This is a genomic window from Ideonella aquatica (genome assembly GCF_018069755.1).
GTDB lineage: Bacteria > Pseudomonadota > Gammaproteobacteria > Burkholderiales > Burkholderiaceae_C > Ideonella > Ideonella aquatica.
Genome location: NZ_JAGQDE010000012.1, coordinates 63,189 through 89,469 on the forward strand (window position 1 = coordinate 63,189; position 26,281 = coordinate 89,469).

At 71.0% G+C, this 26,281-nt stretch carries 28 protein-coding genes and 1 pseudogene; 23 read left to right on the forward strand and 6 right to left on the reverse strand.

What is annotated here, in order from left to right; all coding sequences use genetic code 11:
- Window positions 1–55: 55 nt before the first annotated feature.
- Window positions 56–961, reverse strand: coding sequence for a winged helix-turn-helix domain-containing protein (locus KAK06_RS14265; protein WP_210802789.1), 906 nt, complete (start codon window positions 959–961; stop codon window positions 56–58).
- Between the two features lie 151 nt (window positions 962–1,112).
- Here KAK06_RS14265 and KAK06_RS14270 point away from each other — a divergent pair, with 151 nt between their 5' ends.
- The 3 genes from KAK06_RS14270 to KAK06_RS14280 all read left to right on the forward strand — a co-directional run bounded on the left by KAK06_RS14270 (window position 1,113) and on the right by KAK06_RS14280 (window position 4,167).
- Window positions 1,113–2,759 carry a hypothetical protein gene (locus tag KAK06_RS14270; RefSeq protein WP_210802790.1) on the forward strand — a complete coding sequence of 549 codons (1,647 nt, stop codon included), beginning with the start codon at window positions 1,113–1,115 and terminating at the stop codon, window positions 2,757–2,759.
- Window positions 2,760–2,827: 68 nt separating this feature from the next.
- Entirely contained in the window at window positions 2,828–3,280 is a 453-nt protein-coding gene (locus KAK06_RS14275; RefSeq protein ID WP_210802791.1) for a hypothetical protein, read from the forward strand.
- Window positions 3,281–3,285: 5 nt separating this feature from the next.
- On the forward strand, window positions 3,286–4,167 hold the full coding sequence (locus KAK06_RS14280; RefSeq protein WP_210802792.1) for a DUF2145 domain-containing protein: 882 nt from the start codon (window positions 3,286–3,288) through the stop codon (window positions 4,165–4,167).
- Here KAK06_RS14280 and KAK06_RS14285 read toward each other — a convergent pair.
- The gene (locus KAK06_RS14285; RefSeq protein ID WP_210802793.1) at window positions 4,149–6,446 is read right to left on the reverse strand and encodes a winged helix-turn-helix domain-containing protein; all 2,298 of its coding nucleotides are present in this window, start codon (window positions 6,444–6,446) and stop codon (window positions 4,149–4,151) included. The genes KAK06_RS14280 and KAK06_RS14285 overlap by 19 nt on opposite strands.
- 190 nt (window positions 6,447–6,636) lie before the next feature.
- On the opposite strand from KAK06_RS14285, the gene KAK06_RS14290 reads away from it, so the two are divergent.
- A complete protein-coding gene (locus KAK06_RS14290) occupies window positions 6,637–7,020 on the forward strand; it encodes a VOC family protein (protein WP_210802794.1) in 384 nt (127 codons plus the stop codon).
- A gap of 13 nt (window positions 7,021–7,033) precedes the next feature.
- Here KAK06_RS14290 and KAK06_RS14295 read toward each other — a convergent pair whose 3' ends face one another.
- Complete coding sequence (locus KAK06_RS14295; RefSeq protein ID WP_210802795.1) at window positions 7,034–8,008, reverse strand: helix-turn-helix transcriptional regulator; 975 nt, start codon at window positions 8,006–8,008, stop codon at window positions 7,034–7,036.
- Between the two features lie 73 nt (window positions 8,009–8,081).
- Here KAK06_RS14295 and KAK06_RS14300 point away from each other — a divergent pair, with 73 nt between their 5' ends.
- On the forward strand, window positions 8,082–8,714 hold the full coding sequence (locus KAK06_RS14300; RefSeq protein WP_210802796.1) for a hypothetical protein: 633 nt from the start codon (window positions 8,082–8,084) through the stop codon (window positions 8,712–8,714).
- A 165-nt stretch (window positions 8,715–8,879) separates the two neighbouring features.
- Here the strand turns inward: KAK06_RS14300 and KAK06_RS14305 are convergent, their stop codons facing one another.
- Window positions 8,880–9,320: a universal stress protein gene (locus tag KAK06_RS14305; protein WP_210802797.1), complete on the reverse strand. Its 441-nt coding sequence runs from the start codon at window positions 9,318–9,320 to the stop codon at window positions 8,880–8,882.
- A gap of 145 nt (window positions 9,321–9,465) precedes the next feature.
- Between KAK06_RS14305 and KAK06_RS14310 the strand changes: the two genes are divergently transcribed.
- The 5 genes from KAK06_RS14310 (at window position 9,466) to KAK06_RS14330 (ending at window position 14,663) form a co-directional block, all read left to right on the forward strand.
- Complete coding sequence (locus KAK06_RS14310; RefSeq protein ID WP_210802798.1) at window positions 9,466–9,945, forward strand: hypothetical protein; 480 nt, start codon at window positions 9,466–9,468, stop codon at window positions 9,943–9,945.
- A 74-nt stretch (window positions 9,946–10,019) separates the two neighbouring features.
- Window positions 10,020–11,147, forward strand: a complete 1,128-nt coding sequence (locus KAK06_RS14315; RefSeq protein WP_210802799.1) for an aminotransferase class V-fold PLP-dependent enzyme — start codon at window positions 10,020–10,022, stop codon at window positions 11,145–11,147.
- A 2-nt stretch (window positions 11,148–11,149) separates the two neighbouring features.
- Window positions 11,150–11,608 (forward strand): nickel-responsive transcriptional regulator NikR, encoded by a 459-nt coding sequence (nikR, locus tag KAK06_RS14320; protein WP_210802800.1) that lies wholly within the window; start codon window positions 11,150–11,152, stop codon window positions 11,606–11,608.
- Window positions 11,609–11,760: 152 nt separating this feature from the next.
- Window positions 11,761–12,579, forward strand: a complete 819-nt coding sequence (locus KAK06_RS14325; protein WP_210802801.1) for a HoxN/HupN/NixA family nickel/cobalt transporter — start codon at window positions 11,761–11,763, stop codon at window positions 12,577–12,579.
- A 14-nt stretch (window positions 12,580–12,593) separates the two neighbouring features.
- The gene (locus tag KAK06_RS14330) at window positions 12,594–14,663 is read left to right on the forward strand and encodes a TonB-dependent receptor (protein WP_210802802.1); all 2,070 of its coding nucleotides are present in this window, start codon (window positions 12,594–12,596) and stop codon (window positions 14,661–14,663) included.
- 165 nt (window positions 14,664–14,828) lie between these two features.
- Here KAK06_RS14330 and KAK06_RS14335 read toward each other — a convergent pair whose 3' ends face one another.
- Window positions 14,829–15,287, reverse strand: a complete 459-nt coding sequence (locus KAK06_RS14335) for a copper chaperone PCu(A)C (RefSeq protein WP_210802803.1) — start codon at window positions 15,285–15,287, stop codon at window positions 14,829–14,831.
- A 650-nt stretch (window positions 15,288–15,937) separates the two neighbouring features.
- On the opposite strand from KAK06_RS14335, the gene KAK06_RS14340 reads away from it, so the two are divergent.
- The 8 genes from KAK06_RS14340 to KAK06_RS14375 all read left to right on the forward strand — a co-directional run bounded on the left by KAK06_RS14340 (window position 15,938) and on the right by KAK06_RS14375 (window position 21,380).
- The gene (locus KAK06_RS14340) at window positions 15,938–16,315 is read left to right on the forward strand and encodes a hypothetical protein (protein ID WP_210802804.1); all 378 of its coding nucleotides are present in this window, start codon (window positions 15,938–15,940) and stop codon (window positions 16,313–16,315) included.
- 102 nt (window positions 16,316–16,417) lie between these two features.
- A complete protein-coding gene (locus KAK06_RS14345; RefSeq protein ID WP_210802805.1) occupies window positions 16,418–17,035 on the forward strand; it encodes an SCO family protein in 618 nt (205 codons plus the stop codon).
- Between the two features lie 27 nt (window positions 17,036–17,062).
- Complete coding sequence (locus tag KAK06_RS14350; RefSeq protein ID WP_210802806.1) at window positions 17,063–17,719, forward strand: nitrous oxide reductase accessory protein NosL; 657 nt, start codon at window positions 17,063–17,065, stop codon at window positions 17,717–17,719.
- A 4-nt stretch (window positions 17,720–17,723) separates the two neighbouring features.
- Window positions 17,724–18,260 (forward strand): nitrous oxide reductase accessory protein NosL, encoded by a 537-nt coding sequence (locus tag KAK06_RS14355; RefSeq protein ID WP_210802807.1) that lies wholly within the window; start codon window positions 17,724–17,726, stop codon window positions 18,258–18,260.
- On the forward strand, window positions 18,257–18,553 hold the full coding sequence (locus KAK06_RS14360) for a hypothetical protein (RefSeq protein ID WP_210802808.1): 297 nt from the start codon (window positions 18,257–18,259) through the stop codon (window positions 18,551–18,553). Before KAK06_RS14355 ends, KAK06_RS14360 begins: the two co-directional genes overlap by 4 nt.
- On the forward strand, window positions 18,554–19,699 hold the full coding sequence (locus tag KAK06_RS14365) for an ABC transporter permease (RefSeq protein WP_210802809.1): 1,146 nt from the start codon (window positions 18,554–18,556) through the stop codon (window positions 19,697–19,699). It begins immediately after the preceding gene.
- Window positions 19,696–20,394, forward strand: a complete 699-nt coding sequence (locus tag KAK06_RS14370; RefSeq protein ID WP_210802810.1) for an ABC transporter ATP-binding protein — start codon at window positions 19,696–19,698, stop codon at window positions 20,392–20,394. The genes KAK06_RS14365 and KAK06_RS14370 overlap by 4 nt, the downstream gene beginning before the upstream one ends.
- Window positions 20,388–21,380 carry a hypothetical protein gene (locus tag KAK06_RS14375; protein WP_210802811.1) on the forward strand — a complete coding sequence of 331 codons (993 nt, stop codon included), beginning with the start codon at window positions 20,388–20,390 and terminating at the stop codon, window positions 21,378–21,380. Before KAK06_RS14370 ends, KAK06_RS14375 begins: the two co-directional genes overlap by 7 nt.
- A gap of 6 nt (window positions 21,381–21,386) precedes the next feature.
- Here the strand turns inward: KAK06_RS14375 and hpaR are convergent, their stop codons facing one another.
- Window positions 21,387–21,884 carry a homoprotocatechuate degradation operon regulator HpaR gene (gene hpaR, locus KAK06_RS14380; protein WP_210802812.1) on the reverse strand — a complete coding sequence of 166 codons (498 nt, stop codon included), beginning with the start codon at window positions 21,882–21,884 and terminating at the stop codon, window positions 21,387–21,389.
- Between the two features lie 75 nt (window positions 21,885–21,959).
- Here hpaR and KAK06_RS14385 point away from each other — a divergent pair.
- The 5 genes and pseudogenes from KAK06_RS14385 to KAK06_RS14405 form a co-directional block, all read left to right on the forward strand.
- Window positions 21,960–22,583 (forward strand): annotated as a pseudogene (locus KAK06_RS14385) (fumarylacetoacetate hydrolase family protein); the annotation flags it as partial.
- Window positions 22,584–22,682: 99 nt separating this feature from the next.
- The gene (locus tag KAK06_RS14390) at window positions 22,683–23,444 is read left to right on the forward strand and encodes a fumarylacetoacetate hydrolase family protein (RefSeq protein WP_210802888.1); all 762 of its coding nucleotides are present in this window, start codon (window positions 22,683–22,685) and stop codon (window positions 23,442–23,444) included.
- Window positions 23,445–23,463: 19 nt separating this feature from the next.
- Entirely contained in the window at window positions 23,464–24,921 is a 1,458-nt protein-coding gene (hpaE, locus tag KAK06_RS14395) for a 5-carboxymethyl-2-hydroxymuconate semialdehyde dehydrogenase (protein ID WP_210802813.1), read from the forward strand.
- Between the two features lie 2 nt (window positions 24,922–24,923).
- Window positions 24,924–25,850 (forward strand): 3,4-dihydroxyphenylacetate 2,3-dioxygenase, encoded by a 927-nt coding sequence (gene hpaD, locus KAK06_RS14400; protein WP_210802814.1) that lies wholly within the window; start codon window positions 24,924–24,926, stop codon window positions 25,848–25,850.
- Between the two features lie 10 nt (window positions 25,851–25,860).
- A complete protein-coding gene (locus KAK06_RS14405) occupies window positions 25,861–26,280 on the forward strand; it encodes a 5-carboxymethyl-2-hydroxymuconate Delta-isomerase (protein WP_210802815.1) in 420 nt (139 codons plus the stop codon).
- The last annotated feature ends 1 nt before the right edge of the window (window position 26,281 follow it).

The following is a 26,281-nucleotide window of genomic DNA, read 5'->3' on the forward strand; positions in this document are numbered from 1 at the left end:
CCCGATCGTAGCGGTGCGCGGGCGATGCATGGCCCCGGCAGACGGCCTCGGTGAATCAGCCCGAGGCGTCGCCAGCCAGCGCCGTTGCGCGCAGCAGCGCCGTGTGCACGGCCGGCTGATCGGGCAGCAGATCGTGTGCCACCTGCAGCAGCGGCCGGGCCAGTGCCCCATCACCGCGCAGCAGCAGGGAACTGCCGCGGGCGAAGGCCTCCAGGGCGAAGGGGTCGGGCGACAGTGCCACCAGCCGGATATCGCTGCCCGGGCACAGCGCCGTGTGCACGCTGTGCGCCCAGCGCGTGCACAGCATGTCCCAGCGCGGCTCGCACATGCTGTCGGTGTGCAGCACCCGGCCATCGGCGGACACCAGTTGGCTGTGCAGCCCCAGCGCGCCGCTGTGCCGGACCAGACAGCCCTGCAGCACCCCGTCCAGGCCGAGCGATGCCGGTACCGGTTCGGCAGGCGCCAGTGGTGGGCCGGGACCGAACAGTGCCAGTCTCGGCTCGGCCTCGAGCATCTGGTGCAGCAGCGCCGGCAGGCCCAGGCTGAGCCACTGCAGGCTGTCATCGCCAGTCCGGTTCAGGCAGGGCATCAGACCCAGCCGCAGGCCGACCGGGTCGGGGCGGTGGGGCGCCCGTGGGGCCTGTGGCAGGCCTTCGCGCACCTCCCCCAGGAAACGGTAACCGACGCCGCGCACACTGCGAATCCAGGGCTGCGCGGGGTCCTCCTCGAGCGCCGCGCGCAGCTTGAGCACCGCCTGCGGCAGCACGCCCGGTGTGGTCACGCGCCCGGCCCACACCCTGCTCAGGATCTCCTGGCGGGTGACCACGCGGTGGTGTTGCTCGACCAGCAGCCGCAGCAACTCGAAGAGCTTGGGACTGAGCGCGACGAGCTGCTGCCGCCGCCGCAGTTCACGCTGCCACACATCCAGCTGAAAGGGTCCGAAATCGTACTGATGAGACATGCAGGCCGGAGCTTGAGCCGCCGGCACGGGCCGCAGCGGGCTGTCGCATCAATGCTGATGGAGAAGTGAGCCAAAAGTGATGCTCGGCTGCAGCGGTCGCGGGCCCAAGTTCCTAACATTCGGACACATCCCGTTCACCAATGGAGTACCCATGGCTGTCAGCCGATCGACCACCGACTACGACTTCAGATTCCGCACCCCGTTCGACATCGACGGCGATGCCCGCAATATCTGGCTCAGCAACGGCGACAACACCTTCTCGATCACTGGCAGCGCGGTCTCGATCAGCGCCGGCACCGGCAACGACCGCATCGTTGTGGGCGACAGCGTGGACCAGGTGCAGCTGGGCGAGGGCAACAACCAACTGGAGGTGGGGGCCACCAGCCCCGATGGCGTGGTGCGGGTGAGGGTGCTGGGCGGTGGCCAGGGCGATGACCGCGTGCTCATCCATGGTGATCTGGACAGCGCCAGCCTGGGCAACGGCCTGAACGATGTGGATGTCTCGGGCCACCTGGCCAGCCTCAGCACCGGGTCGGGCGACGACCGGGTGCGCGTGGGCGGCAACCTGGCCTCGGCCAGCCTGGGCGATGGTCGCAATGAAGTGTCCGTGGCCGGCAATCTGGCCAGCATCAGCACGGGCCATGGCGACGATCTGGTGGTGGTCCGCGGCCACCTGGCCTCGGCATCGCTGGGCTTTGGCAACAACCGTGTGCAGGTGGACGGTGACCTGGCCAGCCTGTCGACCGGGCATGGCAACGATCTGGTGAACGTCAAGGGCGATCTGGACTCGGCCTCGCTGGGCTTTGGCACCAACGACGTGACGGTGGGCGGCGATCTGGCCAGCATCTCGACCGGTCATGACCAGGACACGGTGCGGGTGGAGGGGGATCTGGACAGCGCCAGCCTGGGCGCCGGGACCAACTTTCTGCGTGTGGGCGGCGACCTGGCCAGTGTCTCCACCGGCTGGGACCAGGACAAGATCATCGTGTTCGGCGACCTGCGCTCGGCCAGCGTGGGCGATGGCCGCAACTGCGTCGAGGTGGGCGGCGACCTGGGCTCGTACTCGGGCGGCTCGGGCATCGACTCGCTGAATGTGCGCGGCGACGCCGGCTCGATCAGCTTCGGCTTTGGTGACAACGTGCTGCTGGTGGGCGGTGACGTGGGCAGCGTCTGCTTTGGTCACGACAACGACCGTGCCGTGGTCGATGGCAGCATCGGCTCGATCAACATGGGCTATGGCAACAACAGCCTGTACGTCGGCCAGAACATGGGCAACCTGTGCACCGGCGACGGCACGGATGTGGTCAGCGTGGCGCTCAACGTCAATGACGTGGTGCTCGCGGGCGGCAACGACCTGATGTTCATCGGCGGCAGCGCCAATGCGCTGAACCTGGGCTCGGGCGACGACCAGCTGCAGGTCAATGGGGCCGTGCGCTCGCTGGAGACGGCCGATGGCAATGATGTCGTGCTGCTGGGCCGCAATGCCGGCGTGGTCCATCTGGCGCAGGGCGATGACCAGATCACGCTGGGCAGCTTCGACAACGGCACGCTGGTCAATGGCAGCCTGGGCCATGACAGCCTGAGTCTGGTCGGCACGGCCGCCGATTACCGGGTCGACGCCCTGGCGCCCGACACCTGGCGCATCACCGACGCGGCGGGTCGCCAGATGACGGCCTACTCGATCGAGGAGGTGCACTTCACGCCCGCGCTGGGCAGCGTGGCACTGGACCTGAGTTTCATCACCGACGTGCGCAGCTTCCCCTGCTTCACCGGCCTGAACCCGCCGCCGGTGCCCTGATCGTTCGCCATCGCCTGGCGGGCAGGTATGCTTGCGGCTCATATTGACTGATCTGCCAGGAGCCTGCCATGCACGCTGTTCGACTGTGTCTCGCCGCCGCACTGCTGGGGGCCGTGGCGACCGCACCCGCCCGGGCCGAGAGCTTTGCTTCATCGGCCTCGTCGGCGGGCTCGGCTTCGCTGGGCAGCAGTTCCGACTCGGTGCAGGGCTCGAGCAACTCGTCCAGCCGTCCTGCGCAGGTGGCCCAGGGCGAGTACCGCATCATGCAGATTGCCGAGGCGGGTGATGCCGCCGGTCGGCTGCGGGTGAGCCTGCAGGCGATCGATGGCCACCCGGCGCAGGACTTTGCGCTGCTGCTGCCGCCGGCTGCGGCGCAGGCCGGCCAGCTGGCGGTGGGTGGCGTGGTCAGCGCCACCGATCGGCCCTATGGCACCGAGCTGCGCAGTGCGGCCACGCAGGCCGCCTTCTTCCTGGTGGTGGCCGACGACTGGCACGCCGAGTTGCAGACGCGCGCCCTCTGAGCCCCATGCCTTGGCGCCGCGCGCTGGCGGCGGCGGCGCTGGCGCTGCTGTGTGCGTCTGCGGTGCAGGCGCGCTGGCCCGCCTGGTGCAGCCAGCCGCTGCAACCCAACGCCACCCAGCACGACCGCCTGCTGCGCTTCGGGGCGGTGCTGCGCGAGCGGCTGCGGCAGTCGGGGGCGTCGGCGGTGCTGGTCTCGCGCTCGGGCACCAACCTGCACTGGCTGGGCCAGCGCTATTCGCATGCCGGTGTCGCGCTGCGCGACAACCCGCTGGCGCCCTGGGCGGTGCGCCAGCTGTACTTCGCCTGCGAGGAACAGCGCTCGCGGGTGTTTGACCAGGGCCTGCCGGGCTTTGTGCTGGACTTTGCCGATCCCGAAGAAGGCTATGTGTCCCTGCTGCTGCTGCCTCCCGAGGCGGCTGCGGCGCTGGCGCGCACAGCGCTGGACGAGGCCGCTGCGCTGAGCGTGCTGGAGCCGCGCTACAACGCGGCCAGCTATCCCTTCGACCTGAGCGACCAGAACTGCAACCAGTGGCTGCTGGAGCTGATGGCCCGCGCCTGGGGCGCGCCGCCGGGCCGGGCCGGCGCCCAGGCCTGGCTGGCCGCTGCTGGCTACCAGCCCGCGCGGATCGAGACCGGCGCGCTGCAGGGCCTGGCGCCCTTCATCCCCTGGGTGCGCAGCGCGGGTCAGCCGCGCGAGCCGCTGCAGCAGGGCCTGTGGCAGGTCAGCCTGCCCAGCTCGATCGAGGATTTCGTGCTGCAGCGCTACCCGCAGGCGCAACGCCTTGAGATCTGCCACAACGGTCGGCAGGTGGTGCTGCGCGAGAACGGGCCATCGATCGCCGACGGCTGCCGGCCGGCACCTGGCGATCAGCTGACGCCGCTGTAGGGCTCGAAGTGCAGCGCACTGAGCAGGCGCGGCAAGCGTGGCGCGCGCTGGCGGGCGTCGGGCCATGCGGCCAGCCAGGAGGCTTGTGCACCGGCCAGTTGCGCCCGGGCCTGCGCGTGCTGTTCGACGGCGCCTGAGATGTCGCCGTGCGCCTGCCGCAGGCGGGCCTGCAGCAGCCGGCCCAGGGGGTGCTGGTCGGCCCAGGGGCCCAGGCGCGAGAGCAGGTCCTGGGCCGGGTCCAGCCGGGCGTCCTCCAGATGCAGCCAGGCCAGGTCCAGCGCAGCCAGCGCTGGCTCATGGCCTCGATCGGGATGCCGGGACAGCTCGGCCAGGCAGGCCGCGGCCTCATCGCGGCGGTCGTCAGCCAGTGCGTCAGCGGCCGCCACATGCGCCAGCACGCCGCGCAGCTCGACATCGCGCGCCAGGCAGCGGTGGGCGCGCAAGGCGGCCTCCAGCGGCCGACGCAGTGTCTGCAGCCCGTGGCGCAGCGCCAACCGCAGCAGCGGCACGCTCCAGGCGCGCCAGACGGCAAAGCCGGGCCCGTTGGCAGCCTCGGCCTTGGCGTGGACCAGTGCCCAGGCCTGCTGGGCCGCGTCGACGTTGCCGCTGAGCAGGTGGACCATGCCCTGCACGCCGGCGCGGCCGCACTCGACCAGCGGATGCTGCAACTCGGGCTGCGCACCGTACAGCGCCAGCAGGCGCCGGGCGCGCGCCAGGTCCATGCGGTCCAACAGCGGGTAGGCGGCGGTGGTCAGCGCCGACCCCAGATAGGGCAGGAAGCCCTCGGTCTCGAGAGCGGCCATCGCCCGGTCGGCATGGTCCATGGCCGAGTCCAGGCAGCCCATCAGGCCTTCGGCCTCGACCAGGCTCAGCTCGGTGTGGATGGCCGAGCGCACATGCGGCACGCGCCGCTGCCAGATGTCCATGGCCTCTTCCAGGCGCTGGCGGGCCAGGGCCAGCTGGCCGCCCAGCAGATCGAACATCGACGCCCCGGTCAGTGACTGACCCAAGCGCTTGAGGTTGCCGCAGCGCCGGCACTGGCGGATGACCTCGTTGAACTCGAGCTCGGCCTCGGCCAGCTCACCGCTGCGGCCCTGCAGCACGGCGGCGTTCAGGCGCACCATCAGGGCCCAGTCCTGATCGCCCTGGCCCTGGCACTGGCTCAGTGCCAGCCGCAGTTGCTCGTGCACCCCGGCCGCCGCCCGGTCGCCGGCATGCTGGGTGTAGGCCAGGGCCAGGGCCAGGTGGGCTGGCGCCATCAGCGCTGGCCGGGCGCCCTGGCGCTGCAGCCAGGCCACCAGTTGCTCGCCGAACGGCACCGCCGACGGATCGTTCATCACGAACTTGGTGCGCAGCAGCTGCAGCTGCACGTCGGGCTGCTGCGGCTCCAGGTCGTGCACCACCTGCAGCAGCGGCCGGGCCTTGGCGTACTCGCCGCGCAGGAACAGCTCGCAGGCGCGGGCAAAGGCCTCGACCACGAAGGGGTCGGGCGAGATCGTCGTCAGGGCCGTTCCCGAGCCTGAGGTGAGCAGCTCCTGGACCGACTCCGCCCAGCGCATCGCCAGCGAGTGCCAGTGCGGGCCGCGCAGGCTGGTCACCGGCACCCGGCGGCCATCGCTGAAGACCAGATCGCCATGCAGCCACAACAGGCCGGATTGGCGGGTCAGGCGACCTTGCACCACCACGTCCAGGCCCAGCTCACGCAGCGCGCGCAGTGCCAGGTCATCGGCGGGCGCGGGTTCCTGGGCCGCGCGGGCGTAGTCGGCCATGGTGGCGCTGCCGATCAGCGACAGGCGGGTGTCGGCCTCCAGCATCTGCGCGGCCAGCGCGGGCAGACCCAGGCACAACCACTGCAGTGCCGGGTCGCCGGTGTAGTTCATGCACGGCAGCATGCCCACGCGCAGGCTGCCGCTGCGCGGAACCGGCGCGGCGCGCGGCGCCCGGGGTGCGCCGGCGGGGTCCAGTTCCTGCACCGGATGGACGAAGCGGTAGCCCACGCCGCGCGCGCTCTTGAACCACTCGGTCGGCGCACCACGCTCCAGCGCCCCGCGCAGCTTCAGCATGGCCTGCGGCAGCACGCCGGGCGAGGTCACCCGGCCTGCCCATACGCGCGCCAGGATCTCCTCGCGCGCCACCACGCGGTGGCGCTGTTCGACCAGCAGGTGCAGCAGGTCAAACAGGCGCGGCCCCAGCGCCACGGGCTGGCCGTCGTGGCGCAGTTCGCGCTGGGCGATGTCCAGTTCGAAGGGGCCGAAGGCGAAGCGCTGGACCGAGGGCATCTGGGCGTGATGGTGCGGGCGTGCTGGTGCGGGCGTGTTGGTGCGGGCGTGGGTGATCGACTGTCCGGCTGGGCCACCGTGTCTGGTGTGCGGGCCCCAACTATCGCATCACCTGCACGCGGCTGGCGCTGCCTGGGTCAATTGGCTACGATGGTCTGCAGCACTTTCACCCAGCAGACAGGAGTCGGCCATGAGACGCGTCACCGGCATCGGCGGCATTTTCTTCAAGGCCCGCGACCCGCAGGCCCTGGGGGCCTGGTACCGCACCCACCTGGGTCTGGCGGTTGATGATTGGGGGGGCGTGGCGTTCCGCTGGGCGGACGACAGCCCCGCCGGCTCGGGCACGACGATCTGGACCCCCTTCAAGCATGACACGCGCTACTTCGAGCCGAGCACCGCGGCCTTCATGGTGAACTTCCGCGTCGAGGACCTGCAGGGTCTGCTGGCCGCCTTGCGCGCCGATGGCTGCGAGGTGATGGACAAGGTCGAGGAGTCCGAATACGGCAAGTTCGGATGGGTCATGGATCCGGAGGGCAACAAGGTCGAGCTGTGGCAGCCCCCACCGGGGCAGTGAGGGTCAGGCCCCGTCAGACCTTGGGGACCTGGTGCCGGCGCGCCAGCGCCCGGCACCAGCGGGCGACCTGATCGCGCAGCGGCGCGGGCTCGATCACCTCGAGCTCGGGCACCAGGCCCATCACCAGGCGTGCGGCCTGCTCGATGTTCTCGATCGGCAGGCTCAGACGCCGCCAAACGGTGCCCGGTGCGGCCGGTGAGGCGCGCGCCACGGCCTGTGCCGCATAGTGGCCCAGCTCGGCCAGTCGCCGACAGCCCTCGGGCGAGGCCAGCAGCGTGGCGCGCAGCGGCCGCAGCTCGCGCTCGAAGCGCTCGATCGACGCCTGCCACCAGCGCTGCAGATCGAAGTCCGCGGGCCGCTGGAACACCTCGTCCAGCACCTCCAGCGCCTGGACCTGCATCACCTTGAGCGTCATCGTGCGCGCGCCGCAGGCCACCACGGCATACCACTGGCCGGCCTTGAGCACCAGGCCCAAGGGATCGGCGTGGTAGCGGCGTGGGCCCTTCCAGCTCAGGTACTCGATCCGCACCCGTCGAGCCTCCAGCACCGCGCGGGCCAGCGCCGGCAGCTGCGGCACCGCGTCGGGCGCGTGGTACCAGCCCAGCGGATCAACATGCAAGCAGGTCTGCAGCCGGCCGCTGAGCGTGGCCGTGTCGCCGGGCAGCGCGGCCAGCAGCTTGGCGCCGGCGCGACGGGCGGCGTCGCCCAGGCCCAGCTCGCGGGCGGCGGCGGGCAGGGTCAGCAGCGGCAGGGCGCGGGCCTCGTCGGCGTCCAGGCCGGTCAGCTGGGTGCGCCAGCCGGCGTGCAGCTGGAAACCGCCGCCCGGGCCGCGCTCGCCGTAGACCGGCACGCCGGCTGCTGACAGCGCCTCGATGTCGCGGTGGATGGTGCGCGGCGAGACCTCGAACTCGTCCGCCAGCTGCTCGGCCGTCAGCCGCTGGCGCAGCTGCAGCAGGATCAGGATCGACAACAGGCGGCTGGCGCGCATGGCCAGTCATCATGACATGAGCTGTCATGAATAGGCGTGCAGCATGGCGGACATACCACCCTCAGGAGCCTTGATGAGTACCGACGACCCCGACCGCCGCGAGCTGCTGCAGACCCTGGCGTCCATGGCTCTGGCCGGCGCTGCGCCCGCCGCATCGGCGGCCGCAGCGCCGCCCGAGCCCGTGCCTTTTCACCCCACCGAAGCCCCCGAGGCCGGGCCGGCGATGCTGCGGCCGCCGATGCGCCAGCGCAGCCCGGGACGGCCAGGACAGTTCAGCTTTCTGGATGGCCACTGGCGCATCCGCCAGCAGCGCCTGCGCGCCGGCCTGGGCTGGGATGGCTTCGAGGGCGAGGCCAGTTGCTTCAGCATCCTGGGTGGCCTGGCCTCGATCGAGGAGCTGCGCATCCCGGCGCGGCGTTTCTCGGGCATGGGCCTGCGGCTGCTGGACGTGCAGCAGTCGCAGTGGAGCGACTTCTGGGTCGGCGCGGCCAGCGGCGTGCTGGTGAGCCCCGGCCAGCCCGGCAGCTTCGAGGACGGCGCCGGGATCTTCGAGTACGAGGACCAGGACCAAGGCCGGCCGGTGATCTACCGCGGCGTATGGGACCGCATCACGCCGCGCAGCTGCCGCTGGCAGCAAGGCAGCTCGCACGACGGCGGGCGCAGCTGGGCGCTGAACTGGTCCATGGACTGGGAGCGGGTGGGCTGAGAGGCTGAGAGTCTTTCACTCATGCCCGCCCTGCACCTGAAAACGCCCCCGCTCGTCGTTGCAAATGCTCGCCATAGCCCGAGCTATGGCTGTGCTTTGCGCCTCGATCGGAGGCGTTTGCAGGCGCCTGTCGGGCACGATCGAAAAACGCTCAGCCTCTGAACCCTACGCGTCCTCGTCCGGCGCGTGCACCACCGTGACCGGCACGCCGGCGTGGTGCAGCAGCGCCTGGGCCACGCTGCCCAGTCGGCCGCTGTCGATCAGGCCGGGCTGGCCGGCACCGACGATCACGCCGTCGCAGTCTTCGGACTCGGCCAGATCGCGCAGCACCGTGGCCGGCTCGCCGTGCACCACGACCTCGGTGTAGGGCACGCCGGCGCCTTGCAGCATCTGGCCGGCGGCCTGCAGCGCATGGTGGCCGGCGCCCTCGCTGGCGCGGTCCAGCAGCGCGGGGTCAGGCGCCAGCACCACCTCGTACAGGTGCGGTGGCTCCTGGGCATTGGCCAGCACCACGGTGATCGACAGACCGGCCAGCTTCAGGCCGATCGCGTGGCGCACCGCGGCCAGGGCGGCCGGGCTGCCGTCGACGGGGAGCAGGTAGCGCATGGGATCTCCTGGCAGTGGGGATGAGACCATCGTAGCGCCTGGAACCGCTGAGCGGCGGTGCTAAGCTGATGCGCTGATCCAATGCAAACCTCAGGGAGACAGCATGCATCAACAGACAAGTGTGGCGGCGCCATGGAGCTGTCCTGTGCGTAGCGGCCGGCCGGCTTGGCTCGTCGCGGCCGCCCTGCTGGGGCTGGGTGGCTGTGCCGACGTCGACAAGAGCTTCGGCCAGCACCCGACCAGCCAGTCGGCGACGCTGTGTTCGCCGCTGCCCGCAGCCGAGGTCGAGGCGCGCCTGAGTGCCGCCTGGATGGCTTGCTACGACAAGTCGGTGGGTGGCCACATGATGCCCGCCGGTGGCGTGCTGCTGCAGACGGCGGTGGTGCGGCCGTTTCGCCTGGAACGGCAAGCCGACCGGCAGGGCGGCGTGTCGCTGGCCCTGGTGGAGCAGTATCGGCACGACCAGACACCGCGCCATCACCTCCATGCCGAGCTCGGCAGCAGCGCCAGTTGCGCCACCTCGGTGAGGGTGCGGGCCTACAACGAACCCTACCTGCGTGGCGTGGCGCGTACCGAGGAATGGCTGGCTCAGCCGCCCGGCTCGGCACGTCCCCGCTGTGACTGAGGGCGACGCGGGCAGTGCTAAGCTGGGCCGCTGATCGCGCTCAACCTGCCCTGACAAGAACCCTGGAGACACCCATGCCCGGCCTGCTGCCCGACATCGACCCCGACGGCCTGCTCGAATACTCGGTGGTCTACACCGACCGCGCCCTGAACCACATGTCGAAGAAGTTCCAGGGCGTGATGGGCGACATCTCGCGCACGCTCAAGGCCGTCTACGGCGCCGAGGCAGCGGTGGTCATCCCCGGCAGCGGCAGCTTCGGCATGGAAGCGGTGGCGCGCCAGTTTGCCACCGGCCAGAAGGTGCTGGTCCTGCGCAACGGCTGGTTCAGCTTCCGCTGGACGCAGATCCTGGACATGGGCGCCATCCCGTCCGAGCAGCGCGTGCTCAAGGCCCGCCCGGTGGGCCCCGGCGCGCAGCAGCCCTGGGCGCCGGCCTCGCTGGAGGAAGTGCGCGCCGCGATCGCCGACCAGCAGCCGGCAGTGGTCTTCGCGCCGCATGTGGAAACCGCCAGCGGCATGATCCTGCCCGACGACTACCTGAAGGCCGTGGCCGACGCGGTGCACGCGGTGGGCGGCATCTTCGTGCTCGACTGCATTGCCAGCGGCACCGTGTGGGTGGACATGGCGGCGCTGGGCATCGACGTGCTGGTCAGCGCGCCGCAGAAAGGCTGGAGCGCCGAGCCCGGCTGTGCACTGGTGATGCTGGGCGAGCGCGGCCTCAAGCGCCTGGACGAGACCACCAGCACCAGCTTTGCCGCCGACCTGAAAAAGTGGCACCAGATCATGCAGGCCTTCCTGGCCGGCGGTCATGCGTACCACACGACCATGCCCACCGGCGCGCTGACGCGCCTGCGTGATGCGATGGCCGAGATGGAGCAGCGTGGGTTTGCGGTGCTTAAGGAGCAGCAGTGGGCGCTGGGCCGCGCGGTGCGCGCGATGCTGGAAGGCCGCGGCATCCGGCCGGTGGCCGCGCCCGGCTACCAGGCGCCCGGCGTGGTGGTCAGCTATACCGAGGACCCCGGCATCCAGAACGGCAGCAAGTTCATCGCCCAGGGCCTGCAGACGGCCGCCGGCGTGCCGCTGCAATGCGACGAGGGCGCCGACTTCAAGACCTTCCGACTGGGCCTGTTCGGCCTGGACAAGCTGGCGAATGTGGAGCGCAGCGTGGCCTCGCTGGCCGGCGCGTTGGACCGCATCGGCTGAGCATGCAGCGCCTGACGATCTCGGTCGACGACGAACTGGCCGAGGCCTTCGAGGCGGTGATCCGCGAGCGCGGCTACGCCAACCGCAGCGAAGCCTTCCGCGACCTGCTGCGCACCGAGCTGGGTCGCACCCATCAGGCGGCGCACCCGGATGGCCCCTGCATCGCCACGCTCAGCTACGTCTACAACCACCACCAGCGCCAGCTGGCGGCACGCCTGACCGACCTGCAGCACGAGCACCACGAGCTGACCGTGTCCACCACGCATGCCCACCTGGACCACGAGCACTGCGTGGAGGTGGTGATCCTGCGTGGCCCGGCGCACGCTGTGCAGGCTTTCGCCGATGCGGTGATCGCGCAACCCGGCGTCAGCCACGGCCAGCTGCACCTGGTGCCGATGGTCGAGCAACACGGCCACGGCCACGCCCATCTGGTGCCGGCCAGCGGGCCTCTGCGCCGCTGATCAGGCCCTGACCGCGCTGGTGTCCAGATCGGCAGCCTGCTGACCGGGGGTTCTCCCCAGGGTTCATGGCTGCATCCGAGGCGGCGATGCGTGCGTACATGCTTGGCACGCAACTTGTATGAAGATGCTGAGAATCTTCATACTCTCACCCCATGCACGACCTGCCCACTGACTGGACCGCGCTGTGTGCGCTGGTCTTCCTGCTCGGGATGCGCCACGGCTTTGATGCCGACCACCTGGCCACCATCGACGGTCTGACGCGCCTGAACCGGCGCCGCGGCGCTGCCTTTGCGGGCGGCTGTGGCGCGCTGTTCTCGCTGGGCCATGGCGCGGTGGTGCTGCTGATCGCCGCGCTGGTGGGCTCGGCCAGCGCCCAGTGGGTGCCGCCCGAGTGGGTGGATGGCTTTGGCAGCGCGGTGTCGATCGTCTTTCTGCTGGGCCTGGGCGTGGTCAATCTGCGAGCGGTGCTGGCGGCGGCGCCGGGCGAGCTGGTGGCGCCGGTGGGCCTGAAGGGCCGCTGGCTGGGCCGGCTGGCGCAGGCGCGCAGCCCGCTGGGCGTGGCCGGCGTGGGTGCGCTGTTCGCGCTGTCCTTTGACACCCTCAGCCAGTCGGCGCTGTTTGCCGCCACCGCCACGCAGTTCGGCGGCGTGGGCCGGGCGCTGGTGCTCGGCGGCCTGTTTGTGCTGGGCATGCTGGTGACTGACGGCCTGAACGGCTGGTGGATCGCGCGGCTGATCGCCCGTGCCGACCAGATCGCCGTGGTCGCCTCGCGGGTGATGGGCGCGGCCGTGGCAGGCGTGAGCCTGCTGGTGGCCGCGCTGGGCATCGCCCGCTGGACCTCGCCGGCCTTCGAGGCCTGGACCGAGGGCCGTGAACTGGCCTTCGGCACCACGGTGCTGGCGGTGATCGCGCTGGGCTACGGCCTGGCCTTGTGGCTGGCGCGCCGCACGCGCCCAATGACCCACCCCTGATACGGAGACACCCCATGCAGACGCTGCGCTTGAACGCGCTGGCGGGGACGGCCATTGCCGTTTGCGCCGGCCTGACCCACGCCGAAGACGCCCCGCAGACCGTCGAGGTCAGTGGCCGCCACTATGACAACGCGGTGGGCAGCAGCGAGGCCGCCTCGCAGGGCGTGATCCGCGCCGAGCTGCTGAAGAGCCGGCCGGCGCTGCGCCCGGGTGAAGTGCTCGAGTTCGTGCCCGGCGTCATCGTCACCCAGCACTCGGGCGACGGCAAGGCCAACCAGTATTTCCTGCGCGGCTTCAACCTGGACCATGGCACCGACTTCGCCACCACCGTGGCCGGCCTGCCGGTCAACATGCCCACCCACGGCCATGGCCAGGGCTATTCGGACCTGAACTTCCTGATCCCAGAGCTGGTGGACCGCATCACCTACCGCAAGGGGCCGACCTTCGCGACACACGGTGATTTCGCGTCGGCCGGCGCCGCCGACATCGCCTACCGCACGCGGCTGGATGCGCCCTTCGTGCAGCTCACCTTGGGCGAGAACGGCTACCGCCGCGCGGTGGGCGGCGGCTCGACCGAGCTGGCCCCCGACACCGCGCTGCTCGGCGTCGTCGAGTGGATGGGCAACGACGGCCCCTGGACCGTGCCGGAAAACCTGCAGCGCCGCAATGGCGTGCTCACGCTCAGCCAGGGCTCGCGGACCCGGGGCTGGTCGGCCAGCGCCATGGCCTACGACGCCCGCTGGACCAGCACCGACCAGGTGCCGCAGCGCCTGATCGACGCCGGCACCTACCTGGGCCAGCCCTTCGGCCGTTTCGACTCGCTGGACGCCAGCGACGGCGGCAGCACCTCACGCGCCAGCCTGTCGGGCGAATGGCACCGCGCCGACGACGCCGGCGAGGCCCGCGTCTCGGCCTACGCGATGCGCTACCGCCTGAAGCTGTTCTCCAACTTCACCTACGCGCTGGAGCGCCCGGCCACCGGCGACCAGTTCTCGCAGCAGGATGCGCGCAGCGTCTACGGCCTGCAGGCCGCGCAGGCCTGGCAGATCAGTGACGCGCTGCGCACCGAGCTGGGCGCCCAGCTGCGCCACGACCGCATCCGCGTCGGCCTGTTCGACACCCAGGCGCGCCGCATCCTGGCCACCACCCGCGAGGACGAGGTGGTGCAAACCCAGGCGGCGCTGTACGCCCAGGCCGCGTGGCAGGCCACGCCCTGGCTCAAGGCCATCGCCGGCCTGCGTGCCGACAGCGCGCGCTTCCAGGTCGACAGCCTCAAGGGCGACGCCATAGCCGCCGCCAACACGGGCCGCGCCAACGACCGCCAGCTCTCGCCCAAGCTGAGCCTGGTGCTGGGGCCCTGGGCGAAGACCGAGTTTTTCATCAACGCCGGCCGCGGCCTGCACAGCAACGACGCGCGCGGCACCACCGCGCACCGCGACCCCAAGACGGGCGAAGCGGTCGATCCGGTGCCCGGCCTGGTGCCGCAGCGCGGCTGGGAGCTGGGCCTGCGCACCGAGGCCGTGCCGGGGCTGCAGAGCTCGCTGGCGCTGTGGCAGCTGCGCTCGGCCTCTGAGCTGGTCTATGTGGGTGACGCTGGCGCCACCGAGGCCAGCGGCGCCAGCACGCGCCGCGGCATCGAATTCAACAACCGCTGGACGCCCAGCCGCCACTGGCTGATCGACGCCGACCTGGCCTGGACCCATGCCCGCTTCGACAACGGCGAGCGCATCCCCAACGCGGTGGACCATGTGGCCTCGGTGGCGGCCACGATGAAAGACTACGGGCCCTGGTCGGCCAGCCTGCAGTGGCGCTACCTGGGCAGCGGTGCGCTTATCGAGGACAACAGCCAACGCACACGGCCCTCGTCGACACTGAACCTGCGCGCCTCGCGCGACCTGCGCGACTGGCTGGGCCGCCCGGCCACGTTGACACTGGATGTCTTCAACCTCACCAACCGCCAGGTGGACGACATCCAGTACTGGTACGAGTCGCAGTTGTCCGGTGAAGCCGCGCCGGTGGACGACCGCATCGTTCACCCGGCGGAGCCGCGCAGCCTGCGGCTGACGCTGGCGATGCGTTTCTGATCAACCCAGCGCGTTGGCCGCCTGGACCGCGGCCGCGCAGGCGTCAGGGCAGCGCCTGCACTCGGCGTGGTGATCCACCTGCGGCGTGCAGGCCTGGATGCAGACCTGCCCGGCCGCCACCAGATGTCCTGGCCAGCGTCTGGCATTGCATCGGGAGGGCCTTCTTCAGTGCTGCGAGCCGCCTGGGCCGCGTGGTTGCTGCACCCAGGCGCGCACCTCGCATTCTCCCGCCTGTTCAAAGCGCAACAGCAGGGCGAAGCGCTGGCCGTTCAGCAGCGGCGCCTTCAGTCCTTGCAGGAGCAGCCGCCACTCGCCGTCATGGCGCAGGCTCAACTCGATGCCGGGCGGCAGCTCGATCGCCGGCACCGTCAGGCCATGGCGCTGCAGCAGCACCGAAGCGGCCACTGGCGTGCTTGCGCCGAGCAGGCGATCGGGCCGGACACCGCGGTTGCTGAGCTTGCGCAGATGGGCCTGGCCCTGGTCCTGGCCAGGCGCGCTGGGCAGCGCATAGGCGTGGTCGATCAGCAGATCGCCGACGCGGGTGTCATGGGCTCGAGCGGAGCCGGTCGTCAGGCCATTCAAGCCGGTCAGGCCAGGAATCAGCAGCAGGTGTCGACGTCGCATGGACGCATCATGACAGGCGGCACGAGTTTCGTTGGTCCGTCGTCCCATCCCACGCCAGCTCGGCCGTAGCGACTGGACCCTTGCAGCCATCGTGGTGAGGTGGCGGGCAGAACGAGGTCTGGCGGGCAGCGATGCGGGTGCCGGCCCTGCGCATCCAGGCGCACCAGGCCATCGAGACGTGGTAGGCGCTGGCGCGCCGCGGGGCTCAGCCGGCCACCGCGTGCTCGCCCTGGGTGACCACCGGAGCGACCTGTAGCCGCGCTTCGGGCTGATCAAACGGCTGCATCAGCACGGTGCGGGGTGCGGATCGCGGCAGCGTCGTCGCCTGCCCGGGCGCCGCAGGCGTTCACGGCGGTTCTCTGGTCAGGGTCAAGTGCGTCGGGGTCTCCTGGTTCACAGGCCGATCTGGCCTCAGCGGCCATGAAAGGGGCCACCGAGGCTGTGTCGCAGCGCGGCCGACACGACCCGCGCGTTGAAGTCGCGCACCTGCGCCTCGCCGACGGTGGTGGGCCACGCGCCGAGGGCGTCAATGGACGGCGTCTCGAGCAGAGGGGCTTCTGATTGACCTTCGGCGCGGCCGCGTCGCTGTCCGATCGGCACGATTGCGCCGTATCAAGACTCATACCCCACCAGGCTTCTACAGTCGCGCCATGTCATCGCGCCGAGCCCTCCTGCGTCGCCGGGTCTGGACCGTCTGGTCTGCGGCTTTGGCCTGGGCCGTGCTGCCCACGCTCATGGCGCTGGCCGGTCTGGCGCCGACGCCCGGTGTCGCCATGGCCCTGGGCGAAGTCTGCAGCGTGGCGGGGACCGCCGCGCCGAGCGACGACCCTGCGCCGGCGCAGGCACACGGTGCATCCTGCCTGCTGTGCGTACTGAGCGTGCCGATGCTGGGCACGCCGACCGAGCCGCGGTCGGTGCCGTTCCTGGTGGCGAGCGTGGCACCGGACCGCCCATCCGCCAAGGATGTCTGGGCGCCACAGCCGCCACCCCGCCGCGCCTGCCCGCAAGGCCCACCCGCACACGCTTGACGCGCTCTACGTGAGCGTGGCGCTGCCTGGCGCTGCTGCCGGGCCGCTGTTGGAGCGCGCCGTGCGCGCGCTGCCTGGGACCCCTGCCGTGTGGAGGCCTTCGTGCCCACCCTTTCCCCGTCCATCCGCCGCGCCGGCGTGGCCGCGGCCCTGCTGCTGGCTGCACTGGCCGCTGCGGCCATCGCCTGGTTCCGCCCGGCGCCAGCACCCGCGCTGGGCGCGATTGACCTGAGCGACGCCCGCTACGCGCAGGACTTCCGCCTGCAGGATCCGCAGGGCGAGTGGCGCACGCTGGCCGACTACCGCGGCCGGGTGGTGATGCTGTTCTTCGGCTTCACGCAGTGCCCCGATGTCTGCCCGGCGGCGATGGCCAAGGCCGTCCAGGCGCGCCAGCAACTGGGGGCGCAGGCCGACCAGGTGCAGCTGGTCTTTGTCAGCCTGGATCCGGAGCGCGACAGCGGTCCGATCCTGCGCGCCTTTGCCGACGCCTTCGGCGAAGGCATCACGCCGCTGCGCGGCGACGTCGACCTGACACGCCGCACCGCGGAGGCCTTCAAGGTCTTCTACCGCAAGGTGCCGCTGGCCGGCAGCTACACGCTGGACCACAGCGTCATGGTCTATCTCTACGACCGCCAGGGCCGCGTGCGCCGCGCCCTGCCGCCCACCCTCGATGCCGCCGGCCAGGCGGCCGAGTTGCGCACGGTTTTGTCTCTGTCCTGATCGTCCCCACTCAACAAGGAGCACACCATGAACGACCTGCCCTTCAACCGCCGCCTGTGGATCACCGGTACCGCGCTGGGCGCACTTGGCCTGTCCGGCTGCGCCACCACCCAGCAGCCCGACGCCGCCGCCCCCGGCCTGGCGCCCACCGACTGGACCGACCAGTTCGGCCTGGTCAACACCCTGCGCAAGGACACCGCGCCGCTGGACAACGAACTGGCCAAGTACCCGCGCTGCCGCTACTGCGGCATGGAGCGCGCCAAGTTCAGCCACACCAGGCACTTGCTGGTCTACGCCGACGACAGCGTCGAGGGCACCTGCTCGATCCACTGCGCGGCGATCAGCCTGTCGCTGAACATGGACCGCGGCCCCAAGGCCATCTATTGCGGCGACGCCGGCAGCCCCGAGAAGATCAAGCCGCTGGTGCTGGCCGACCGCGCTCACTATGTGCTGGACCCCAGCAAGCCGGGCACCATGACCAAGGCCAGCAAGTGGGCCTACGCCGATCGCGCCGCCGCCGACAAGGCCGCCAGCGGCGAGGCCGCGGCCAAGGCCGGCGCCAAGGTGGTGGGCTTTGACGACGCGTTGACCAGCGCCTACCTGGGCATGGCCGCCGACACCGTGATGCTGCGCCAGCGCCGTGGCGAGATGCGCCGCAAGATGACCGCGCAGAAGGCGGGCTAAGCCGATGTGCCGCGCCGATGACGCGCCACCGGGCGCCACGCTGCGCCCGCTGCACCGCCGTGACTGGCTGCGCGGCCTGCTGGCCCTGGCGGCCGGTGGCGCCGCGCAGGGCAAGCCGGTCCAGCTGCCGATGCCCGGCCCGCGCGACACCTGTCCGGTCTGCGGCATGTTCGTCGCGCCCTACCGGATGTGGGTGGCCACGGTGCTGTGGCGCGATGGCCGGGCGGTGCACTTCGATGGCGCCAAGGACTTCTTCAAGTACCTGGCCGAGCTGGCGAAGTACGAGCCCAAGCGCCAGCGCGGCGACATCGTCGCGATGGCGGTGACCGATTACTACGCCACCGCCCGCATCGACGCGCGCGAGGCCTGGTACGTCATCGGTTCCGACGTGCTGGGGCCGATGGGGCATGAGTTGGTGCCGCACGACACCGAGGCCGACGCCAAGGAGTTCATGGCCGACCATAAGGGCAAGCGCGTGCTGCGTTTCTCGGACGCCACGCTGGCGCTGGCCTTGGCCCTGGACGACGGGAAGTTCCTGTGAAGCCACCCACGGACCGTGTGCGCCGCGCAGGCGCCGTGGCACTGGGCCTGGCCGGCGCGGCGCTGGCAGCGGTGCTGCACGCGGCCTGGCTGCAGCACCAGGCCCCATCGCGCGAAGCCCGCACCCGCGCGCTGGTGCAGGCCCTGCAACTGACCGACCCGGCCTGGTTCACCGAGGCGCGTGCTACGCGCCACTTCAGCCAGGCCGATGGGCACACCGCCTTCCAGGACGGCCCGGGCCTGCCCGATCACTTCCCGTCGGCGGTGTGGCTGCCGCCGCCAGGAGCCCGCTGAATGAGCCCCTGGTGGCACCGCCAGCGCGGTCTGCTGGAGCACGCGCTGGCCTCGATGTCGCGCCACCGTGCCAAGAACGTCGGCGTGGGGCTGGTGCATACCGTGCTGGTGGCGGCGCTGGCCTCGGTGATGTGGCTGACCACCGCGCTGCGCCACGAGGCCGAGCACGCATTGGCCGCGGCGCCCGAGGTGGTCGTCCAGGGCCTGCAAATGGGCCGCCATGCGCTGAGCAGCGCGGCCGATCTTGAGGCCCTGCGCGGCATCCGTGGCGTGCAGCGCGTGCAGGGGCGGCTGTGGGGCTACCTGTACGACACCTCCACCGCGGCCACCTACACGCTGCAGGTGCCGGCCGATGAGGCCGCGGCGCTGATGCCCGCGCCGGGCGAGGCCCTGGTGGGCGAGGGCGTGGCCCGGCTGCGCCGTCTGCAGACCGGTGGCCGGCTCTACCTGGTCGCGCCCTCGGGCGAGTTCCTCAACCTGCGCGTGCGGTCGGTGCTGGACCCGGCCAGTGCCGGCTTCAGCAGCGACCTGGTGCTGCTGAACGAGACCGACTTCCGCCGCTTCTTCCGCCTGCCCGCCGATGTCTACACCGACCTGAGCCTGTCGGTGCGCAACCCCAAGGAGGTGCCCAAGGTGGCCGAGAAGGCCGGCCTGGCGCTGCGCAGCCACCGGGTGATCACCCGCGAGGACCTGCTGCGCAGCTACCAGCACCTGTTCAGCTGGCGCGAGGGCCTGCTGCTGGCGCTGGGCGCCGCCGCGCTGCTGGCCTTTGCCATCCTGGCCTTTGACAAGGCCAGCGGCCTGTCGGCCGCCGAGCGCCACGAGATCGGCGTGCTCAAGGCCTTGGGCTGGGACACGCGCGACATCCTGCACTGGAAGCTCTGGGAGGCCGGCGTGGTGGCCGGCAGCGCCCTGGTGCTGGGCAGCCTGCTGGCCTATGCGCATGTGTTCGTGCTGGGCGCGCCGCTGCTGCGGCCGGTGCTGCAGGGCTGGTCGGTGCTGTTTCCGCGGGCCGACTGGGTGCCGGTGATCGACGGCCTGCAGTGGGCCACGCTGGCGATGCTGGCGGTGCTGCCTTACCTGGCGGCGATCGTCTGGCCGGTGTGGCGAACCGCGGCGGCCGACCCCGACGAGGTGCTGCGATGAGCCAGCCCTTCATCGAGCTGGACGGCGTGGTCAAGCGCTTCCATGAGGGCGAGCCCGGTGAGTTCACCGCGCTGCACGGCATCACGCTGCAGTTGGCGCGTGCTCAGGTGCATGTGCTGGCCGGCCCCAGTGGCTCGGGCAAGTCCACACTGCTGTCGCTGATCGGCGGTGTGGCGCGGCCCAGCGAGGGCCGGGTGCGGCTGGACGGCGCGCCTCTGTCGGGCCTGCCCGAGCACCACCTGGCGGCGCTGCGCCGCGAGCGCATCGGCTTCATCTTCCAGCGCTACCACCTGGTGCCCGGCCTGACCGCGCTGGAGAACGTGCGCCTGCCCGGCGTGCCGCTGGGCTGGCCGCGCGAGCGGCTGCAGGCGCGCGCGCTGCAGGTGCTGGCCGAGCTGGGCGTGGCGCCGCGCGCGCATGAGCGGGTGGAGCGCCTGTCGGGCGGCGAGATGCAGCGCGTGGCCATCGCCCGCGCGCTGCTGACCCAGCCGCCGCTGCTGATCGCCGACGAACCCACCGCGCACCTGGATGCCGCGCTGGGGCGTCAGTTCCTGGACACCGTCGCCACGCTGAAGGCGCGCGGCCACACCTGGGTCATCGCCAGCCACGACCCGCGCGTGATCGGTGCGCCGGTGGTGGACCGCGTCATCCACCTGGCCGACGGCCGGCTGCGGGGCGAGGACGCGCCATGCTGATGCAGGCCCCGGTGATGGCGCTGCTGGCCGTGGCCTGGCTGGGTGCGCTGACGCTGCTGTGGGCCGGGGCCTTTGGCCTGCAGCTGCTGCGGCACTGGAACCCCGCCTCGGGTGCGCCACGCCAACTGTTGCTCGAGCGCCAGACCGAGCTGGTGGCCACGCTGGTGGGGCAGCTGCTGGCCTGGCAGGGCGCGGCGCTGCTGCTGATGGTGGTCAACGCCGACCGCACCGCGCCGCTGCTGGTGGGCGCGATGTGCGCCTTCGGCAGCTTCAATGCCAGCGTCTGGGGCTTTCCGGCGCTGTACGCCAAGCTGAGCCTGTTCTTTGCCGCCGGCGCCTGGCTGGCGCTGCAGCGTGCCGACCGCGCCGCGCCCGACTGGCCGCTGACGCGCCGCAGCTACCGCTTGCTGCTGGCCGTGCTGCTGCCGCTGGCGCTGGCCGACGCGGCGCTGTCCACGCTGTACTTCACCGACCTGCAGCCCGACACGCTGACCGCCTGCTGCGGCAGCAGCTTCCACCCCGAGCACGTCGGCCTGGCCGCCGAGGCCTCGGCCGTGGCGCCGGCCACCGCGCTGTGGGCGCTGGCCATCGGCCTGGTGGTGGTGCTGGCCTGGGGCGCACTGGCCAGCCGCGTGGCGGCGCTAGCGCCCGCCTACGGCCTGGCCAGCCTGGGCTTCCTGGGCCTGGGCCTGCTGGCGGTGGTGGCGGCGATCTCGCCCTATGTGTACGAGTCGCCGCACCACCACTGCCCGTTCTGCGTGCTCAAGCGCGAGTACGACCACGTCGGCTTCGTGCTGTACCTGCCGCTGTTCATCGGCGCCAGCGCCGGCCTGGCCAGCGGGCTGCTGAGCTGGCGCCCGCCGGCGCACCTGGATGCGCCGCTGCAGCGCCAGACGCGGCGGCTGCGCGCGGTGTCGATGGCGAGCTTCGCGCTGTTCGCGCTGGTGGGCGCCGGGCTGGTGGTGAGGTCCGGCCTCAGGCTGTGAGGGGACTCACTCGCCCTCCACCGCCGGCAGCTCGCCCAGCAGCGCAATCACCTCATCCAGCGTGGCGTAGAAGCGCTCGGTGAACTCGGGGCCGATGTGGTCCTCGATGCGCTGGTAGATGGCCTCGATCTGCGGCGCCAGTTCGGCCGCCAGCGCGCGCGCCTTGGGCGTGAGCGTGACGGTGACGCGGCGCGCGTCCTGCGCCTGGCGCTCGCGGGTGAGCAGGCCCAGGTCGTCCATGCGCGCCAGCATGCCGGTGGTGGCGGGGCTGGAGAAGCGGCACACCGCGCCGATCTCGCGCGGCTCCATCGGCCCGCGCTCCAGCAGCGCGCGGATGATGCGCCACTGCTGCTCTGTCACGCCATGGGCGTTGAGGATGGGCCGGAACTGGCCGATCACGCCTTCGCGCGCATGCAGCAGCAGCAGCGGCAGGTTGCGGTGGCGGAACCCCACCGCCCGCGCCGCCTGCTCCGGTTTGGCTCGGGCTTGGCCCTTGGTTGACATGCTCATATCTTAGCGAATACATTGCTCATGTGTGAGTGAATTAAGCCTGCTGCCACCGCCATGCCCCTGACCCCCATGCCATCCTCCTTCGCCGTAGCGCCCTGGCGGCTGACCGGCGTCGTCTATGGCGCGCTGGTCAACCATGCGCCGCAACTGGCCGCGCTGGGCCAGGCCGTGCACGCCGCGCCCTACAAGGCGCCGCCGGCTCACCCGGTGCTGCAGGTCCGGCCGCGCAACACGCTGTGCGGGCCGGGCTCGGTGGTGGCGGTGCCGGCGGCGGTGGAGGTGGGGGCCTCGCTGGGCGTCGTCATCGGCCGCACGGCTTGCCGGGTGTCGGTGGACGATGCGCCGGGCGTGATCGCCGGCTACGCGGTGGTGGCCGAGCTGGGCCTGCCGCCCGACAACCACTATCGCCCCACAGTGCGCCTGAAGGCGCGCGACGGCTTCACCGTCATCGGTCCGGTGGTGGCCGCCAGCGAGATTGACGACCCCGATGCGCTGGCGGTGCAGGTGCTGATCGGTGGCCAGACAGCGCACCAGGGCCACACCGGCGATCGCGTGCGCGGTGTGGCCGAGCTGATCGCCGCGGTGACCGAGTTCATGACGCTGCAGCCCGGCGATGTGCTGCTGCTGGGCGCCGACACGCCCGCGCCGCAGGCGCGCGCCGGGGACGCGGTGGCGGTGGCGATCGAGGAGCTGGGCACCCTGTCCTTCTCATTGTGCGAGGAGCAGGCTGCGCCCGCCGTGCCGAACGATCCCCCCGCGGTGGATGGCACCGATCTGCCGCCGCGCGGCCCGGTGGCCCGCGTGGCCTATGCGGGCGCCGTGCACACCGCCCGCCCGCACCCGCAGGGCCTGCAACTGACCGATGGCCGCGTCCTGCGCGAGGACCAGGTGCAGTGGTTGCCGCCCCTCGCGGTGGGCACCATCCTGGCGCTGGGCCTGAACTACGCCGACCACCTGAAGGAGCTCAGCAAGGAGCTCACCGTCACGGCCAAGGACGAGCCGCTGGTCTTCCTGAAGGGCCCAGGCGCACTGGTGGGCCACCGCGGCGTCACGCGCCGCCCGGCCGGCGTGCAGTTCATGCACTACGAGTGCGAGTTGGCGGTGGTGATCGGCCGCACGGCGCGCCACGTGTCCGCCAAGGACGCCATGGCCCATGTGGCCGGCTACACCGTCTGCAACGACTACGCGATCCGCGACTATCTGGAGAACTGGTACCGCCCCAACCTGCGCGTCAAGAACCGCGATGGCGCCACTGCGCTGGGTCCGTGGTTCGTGCCCGTGGCCGATGTGCCTGATCCCCATGCATTGGCGCTGCGCACCCGCGTCAACGGCCAGACCGTGCAGCAGGGTACGACGGCGAACATGGTCAACACCATTCCGGCGCTGATCGAGTATCTCAGCAGTTTCATGACGCTGCAGGCGGGCGACGTCATCCTCACCGGCACGCCCGAGGGCGTGGTCAACGTCAACGAGGGCGACGAGGTCGTCTGCGAGATCGACGGCATCGGCCGTCTGGTCAACACGATCGTCGGCGACGGCGTGTTCGGCCGCTGACACACACGAGAGATCATTCATGCGCATTGACCACCTGATCAACGGCCGTCCCGTGGCCGGCAGCCAGTACTTCGAGACCGTCAACCCCGCCACCCAGGCTGTGCTGGCCGAGGTGGCCGCCGGTGGTGCCGCCGAGGTGGACGCTGCGGTGCAGGCCGCCAAGGCGGCGTTCCCGGCCTGGGCCGGGCTGCCTGCGCCGGAGCGCGCCAGGAAGATCCGCGCACTGGGTGACCTGATCACGAAGCATGTGCCCGAGCTGGCGCAGACCGAGACGAAGGACACCGGCCAGAGCATCAGCCAGACCGGCAAGCAGCTGGTGCCACGCGCCGCCGACAACTTCCACTACTTCGCCGAGATGTGTGTGCGCGTGGATGGCCACACCTACCCCACGCCCACGCACCTGAACTACACGCTGTTCCACCCGGTGGGCGTGTGCGCGCTGATCAGCCCCTGGAACGTGCCCTTCATGACCGCCACCTGGAAAGTGGCGCCCTGCCTGGCCTTTGGCAACACCGCGGTGTTGAAGATGAGCGAGCTGTCGCCGATGACCGCCGCCCGCCTGGGTGAGCTGGCACTGGAGGCCGGCATCCCGGCGGGCGTGCTGAACATCGTGCACGGCTATGGCCGGGACGCCGGCGAGCCGCTGTGCGCCCACCCCGATGTGCGGGCGATCAGCTTCACTGGCTCCACCGCCACCGGCAACCGCATCGTGCAGGCGGCGGGCCTGAAGAAGTTCAGCATGGAACTGGGCGGCAAGAGCCCGTTCGTCATCTTTGCCGACGCTGACCTGGACCGCGCGCTGGACGCCGCGGTGTTCATGATCTTCAGCAACAACGGTGAGCGCTGCACCGCGGGCAGCCGCATCCTGGTGCAACAGAGCATCTACGCGGACTTCGCCGCGAAGTTCGCCGAGCGCGCGAAGCGCATCACCGTGGGCGACCCGCTCGACGAGCAGACCATCATCGGCCCGATGATCTCCCCCGGCCACCTGGCCAAGGTGCGCCACTACATCGAGCTGGGCCCGAAGGAGGGCGCCACACTGCTGTGCGGCGGCCTGGAGGCGCCGGAGCTGCCGGCCCATCTGGCCCAAGGCAACTTCGTCAGGCCGACGGTGTTTGCCGACGTCGACAACCGCATGAAGATCGCCCAGGATGAGATCTTCGGCCCGGTCGCCTGCCTGATCCCGTTCGAGGACGAGGCCGAGGCCATCCGCATCGCCAACGACACGGCCTACGGCCTGTCCAGCTATGTCTGGACCGAGAACCTGGGCAAGGCGCACCGCGTGGCCGCCGCCATCGAGGCGGGCATGTGCTTCGTCAACAGCCAGAACGTGCGCGACCTGCGCCAGCCCTTTGGCGGCACCAAGGCCAGCGGCACCGGCCGGGAGGGGGGCACCTGGAGCTACGAGGTCTTCCTGGAGCCCAAGAACATCGCCGTGTCGATGGGCTCGCACCACATTCCGCACTGGGGAGTCTGACCATGGGACGATTGGCTTTGGTGGGCAAGATCACCCACGTCCCGTCGATGTACCTGTCCGAGCTGGACGGCCCGCGCCAGGGCACGCGCCAGGACGCGATCGACGGCCACATCGAGATCGGCCGGCGCTGCCGCGAGCTGGGCGTGGATACCATCGTGGTGTTCGACACCCACTGGCTGGTCAACGCCAACTACCACCTGAACTGCGCGCCGCATTTCCAGGGCACCTACACCAGCAACGAGCTGCCGCACTTCATCAAGAACCTGCCCTTCGCGTGCCCCGGCAACCCCGAGCTGGGGCGGCTGATGGCGCAGGTGGCCACCGAGATGGGCGTCGAGACCCTGGCCCACGCCGAGACCACGCTGGACCCCGAGTACGGCACCCTGGTGCCGATGCGCTACATGAACGCCGACCAGCACTTCAAGGTGATCTCGGTGTCGGCGCTGTGCACGGTGCACTACCTCAATGATTCGGCGCGCCTGGGCTGGGCGCTGCGCCAGGCGGTGGAGCAGCACTACGACGGCACCGTGGCCTTTCTGGCCAGCGGATCCTTGAGCCACCGCTTCGCGCAGAACGGCCTGGCGCCCGAGTACGCGTTCAAGATCTGGAGTCCCTTCCTGGAGCAGCTGGACCGCCGCGTGGTCGAGATGTGGCAGCGGGGCCAGTGGGCCGACTTCTGCGCCATGCTGCCCGAGTACGCCAGCAAGGGCCACGGCGAGGGGTTCATGCACGACACCGCGATGATGCTGGGCGCACTGGGCTGGAGCGAGTACGCCGGCCCCGCCGAGATCATCACGCCTTACTTTGGCGCCAGCGGCACCGGCCAGATCAATGCGCTGTTCCCGGTCACACCGGTCAGCGGCCGAGCGATCCCGGCGGCCCAGGCCTCATCGGCCGAGGGGTACACCGCCATCTCGACCCGTCTGTGAAGGACGCGCGATGCCGCACCTGGTGATCCTCTACACGCCCGACCTGGACCGCCCACTGGACCAGGGCGGCAGCGACATGACGGCGCTGTGCCGCGCGCTGGCCGACACCATGCTGGCCGCACGCGATGAAGCCGGTTCGGCGGTCTTCCCCCCGGGCGGCGTGCGCGTGCTGGCCTACCCGGCCGCGCACAGCGCGGTGGCCGACGGCCGCGGCGACTACGGCTTCGTCTACCTGAACCTGCGCATGGGCCGCGGCCGCAGCGCCGCGGTGCATGCGGCGGTGGGTCAGGCGCTGGAGGCCACCGCCAAGAACCACTTCGCGCCGCTGCTGGCGACGCGGCCGATTGGCGTGACGCTGCAGATCGACGAAGGCCCCGAGGTCTTTGACGCCAAGAACAGCTCGCTGCACCCCTTGTTCCGCAAGCCCTGAC

Coding starts and splice junctions, on each gene's coding strand:
- KAK06_RS14355 (WP_210802807.1), top strand. CDS start 17,724: ATGTGCCGCGCCGATGACGCGCCACCGGGCGCCACGCTGCGCCCGCTG.
- KAK06_RS14340 (WP_210802804.1), top strand. CDS start 15,938: ATGTCATCGCGCCGAGCCCTCCTGCGTCGCCGGGTCTGGACCGTCTGG.
- nikR (WP_210802800.1), top strand. CDS start 11,150: ATGCAGCGCCTGACGATCTCGGTCGACGACGAACTGGCCGAGGCCTTC.
- KAK06_RS14295 (WP_210802795.1), bottom strand. CDS start 8,008: ATGCGCGCCAGCCGCCTGTTGTCGATCCTGATCCTGCTGCAGCTGCGC.
- KAK06_RS14305 (WP_210802797.1), bottom strand. CDS start 9,320: ATGCGCTACCTGCTCCCCGTCGACGGCAGCCCGGCCGCCCTGGCCGCG.
- KAK06_RS14300 (WP_210802796.1), top strand. CDS start 8,082: ATGAGTACCGACGACCCCGACCGCCGCGAGCTGCTGCAGACCCTGGCG.
- hpaE (WP_210802813.1), top strand. CDS start 23,464: ATGCGCATTGACCACCTGATCAACGGCCGTCCCGTGGCCGGCAGCCAG.
- KAK06_RS14375 (WP_210802811.1), top strand. CDS start 20,388: ATGCTGATGCAGGCCCCGGTGATGGCGCTGCTGGCCGTGGCCTGGCTG.
- KAK06_RS14350 (WP_210802806.1), top strand. CDS start 17,063: ATGAACGACCTGCCCTTCAACCGCCGCCTGTGGATCACCGGTACCGCG.
- hpaD (WP_210802814.1), top strand. CDS start 24,924: ATGGGACGATTGGCTTTGGTGGGCAAGATCACCCACGTCCCGTCGATG.
- KAK06_RS14270 (WP_210802790.1), top strand. CDS start 1,113: ATGGCTGTCAGCCGATCGACCACCGACTACGACTTCAGATTCCGCACC.
- hpaR (WP_210802812.1), bottom strand. CDS start 21,884: ATGTCAACCAAGGGCCAAGCCCGAGCCAAACCGGAGCAGGCGGCGCGG.
- KAK06_RS14330 (WP_210802802.1), top strand. CDS start 12,594: ATGCAGACGCTGCGCTTGAACGCGCTGGCGGGGACGGCCATTGCCGTT.
- KAK06_RS14275 (WP_210802791.1), top strand. CDS start 2,828: ATGCACGCTGTTCGACTGTGTCTCGCCGCCGCACTGCTGGGGGCCGTG.
- KAK06_RS14335 (WP_210802803.1), bottom strand. CDS start 15,287: ATGCGACGTCGACACCTGCTGCTGATTCCTGGCCTGACCGGCTTGAAT.
- KAK06_RS14315 (WP_210802799.1), top strand. CDS start 10,020: ATGCCCGGCCTGCTGCCCGACATCGACCCCGACGGCCTGCTCGAATAC.
- KAK06_RS14370 (WP_210802810.1), top strand. CDS start 19,696: ATGAGCCAGCCCTTCATCGAGCTGGACGGCGTGGTCAAGCGCTTCCAT.
- KAK06_RS14280 (WP_210802792.1), top strand. CDS start 3,286: ATGCCTTGGCGCCGCGCGCTGGCGGCGGCGGCGCTGGCGCTGCTGTGT.
- KAK06_RS14365 (WP_210802809.1), top strand. CDS start 18,554: ATGAGCCCCTGGTGGCACCGCCAGCGCGGTCTGCTGGAGCACGCGCTG.
- KAK06_RS14405 (WP_210802815.1), top strand. CDS start 25,861: ATGCCGCACCTGGTGATCCTCTACACGCCCGACCTGGACCGCCCACTG.
- KAK06_RS14285 (WP_210802793.1), bottom strand. CDS start 6,446: ATGCCCTCGGTCCAGCGCTTCGCCTTCGGCCCCTTCGAACTGGACATC.
- KAK06_RS14265 (WP_210802789.1), bottom strand. CDS start 961: ATGTCTCATCAGTACGATTTCGGACCCTTTCAGCTGGATGTGTGGCAG.
- KAK06_RS14290 (WP_210802794.1), top strand. CDS start 6,637: ATGAGACGCGTCACCGGCATCGGCGGCATTTTCTTCAAGGCCCGCGAC.
- KAK06_RS14325 (WP_210802801.1), top strand. CDS start 11,761: ATGCACGACCTGCCCACTGACTGGACCGCGCTGTGTGCGCTGGTCTTC.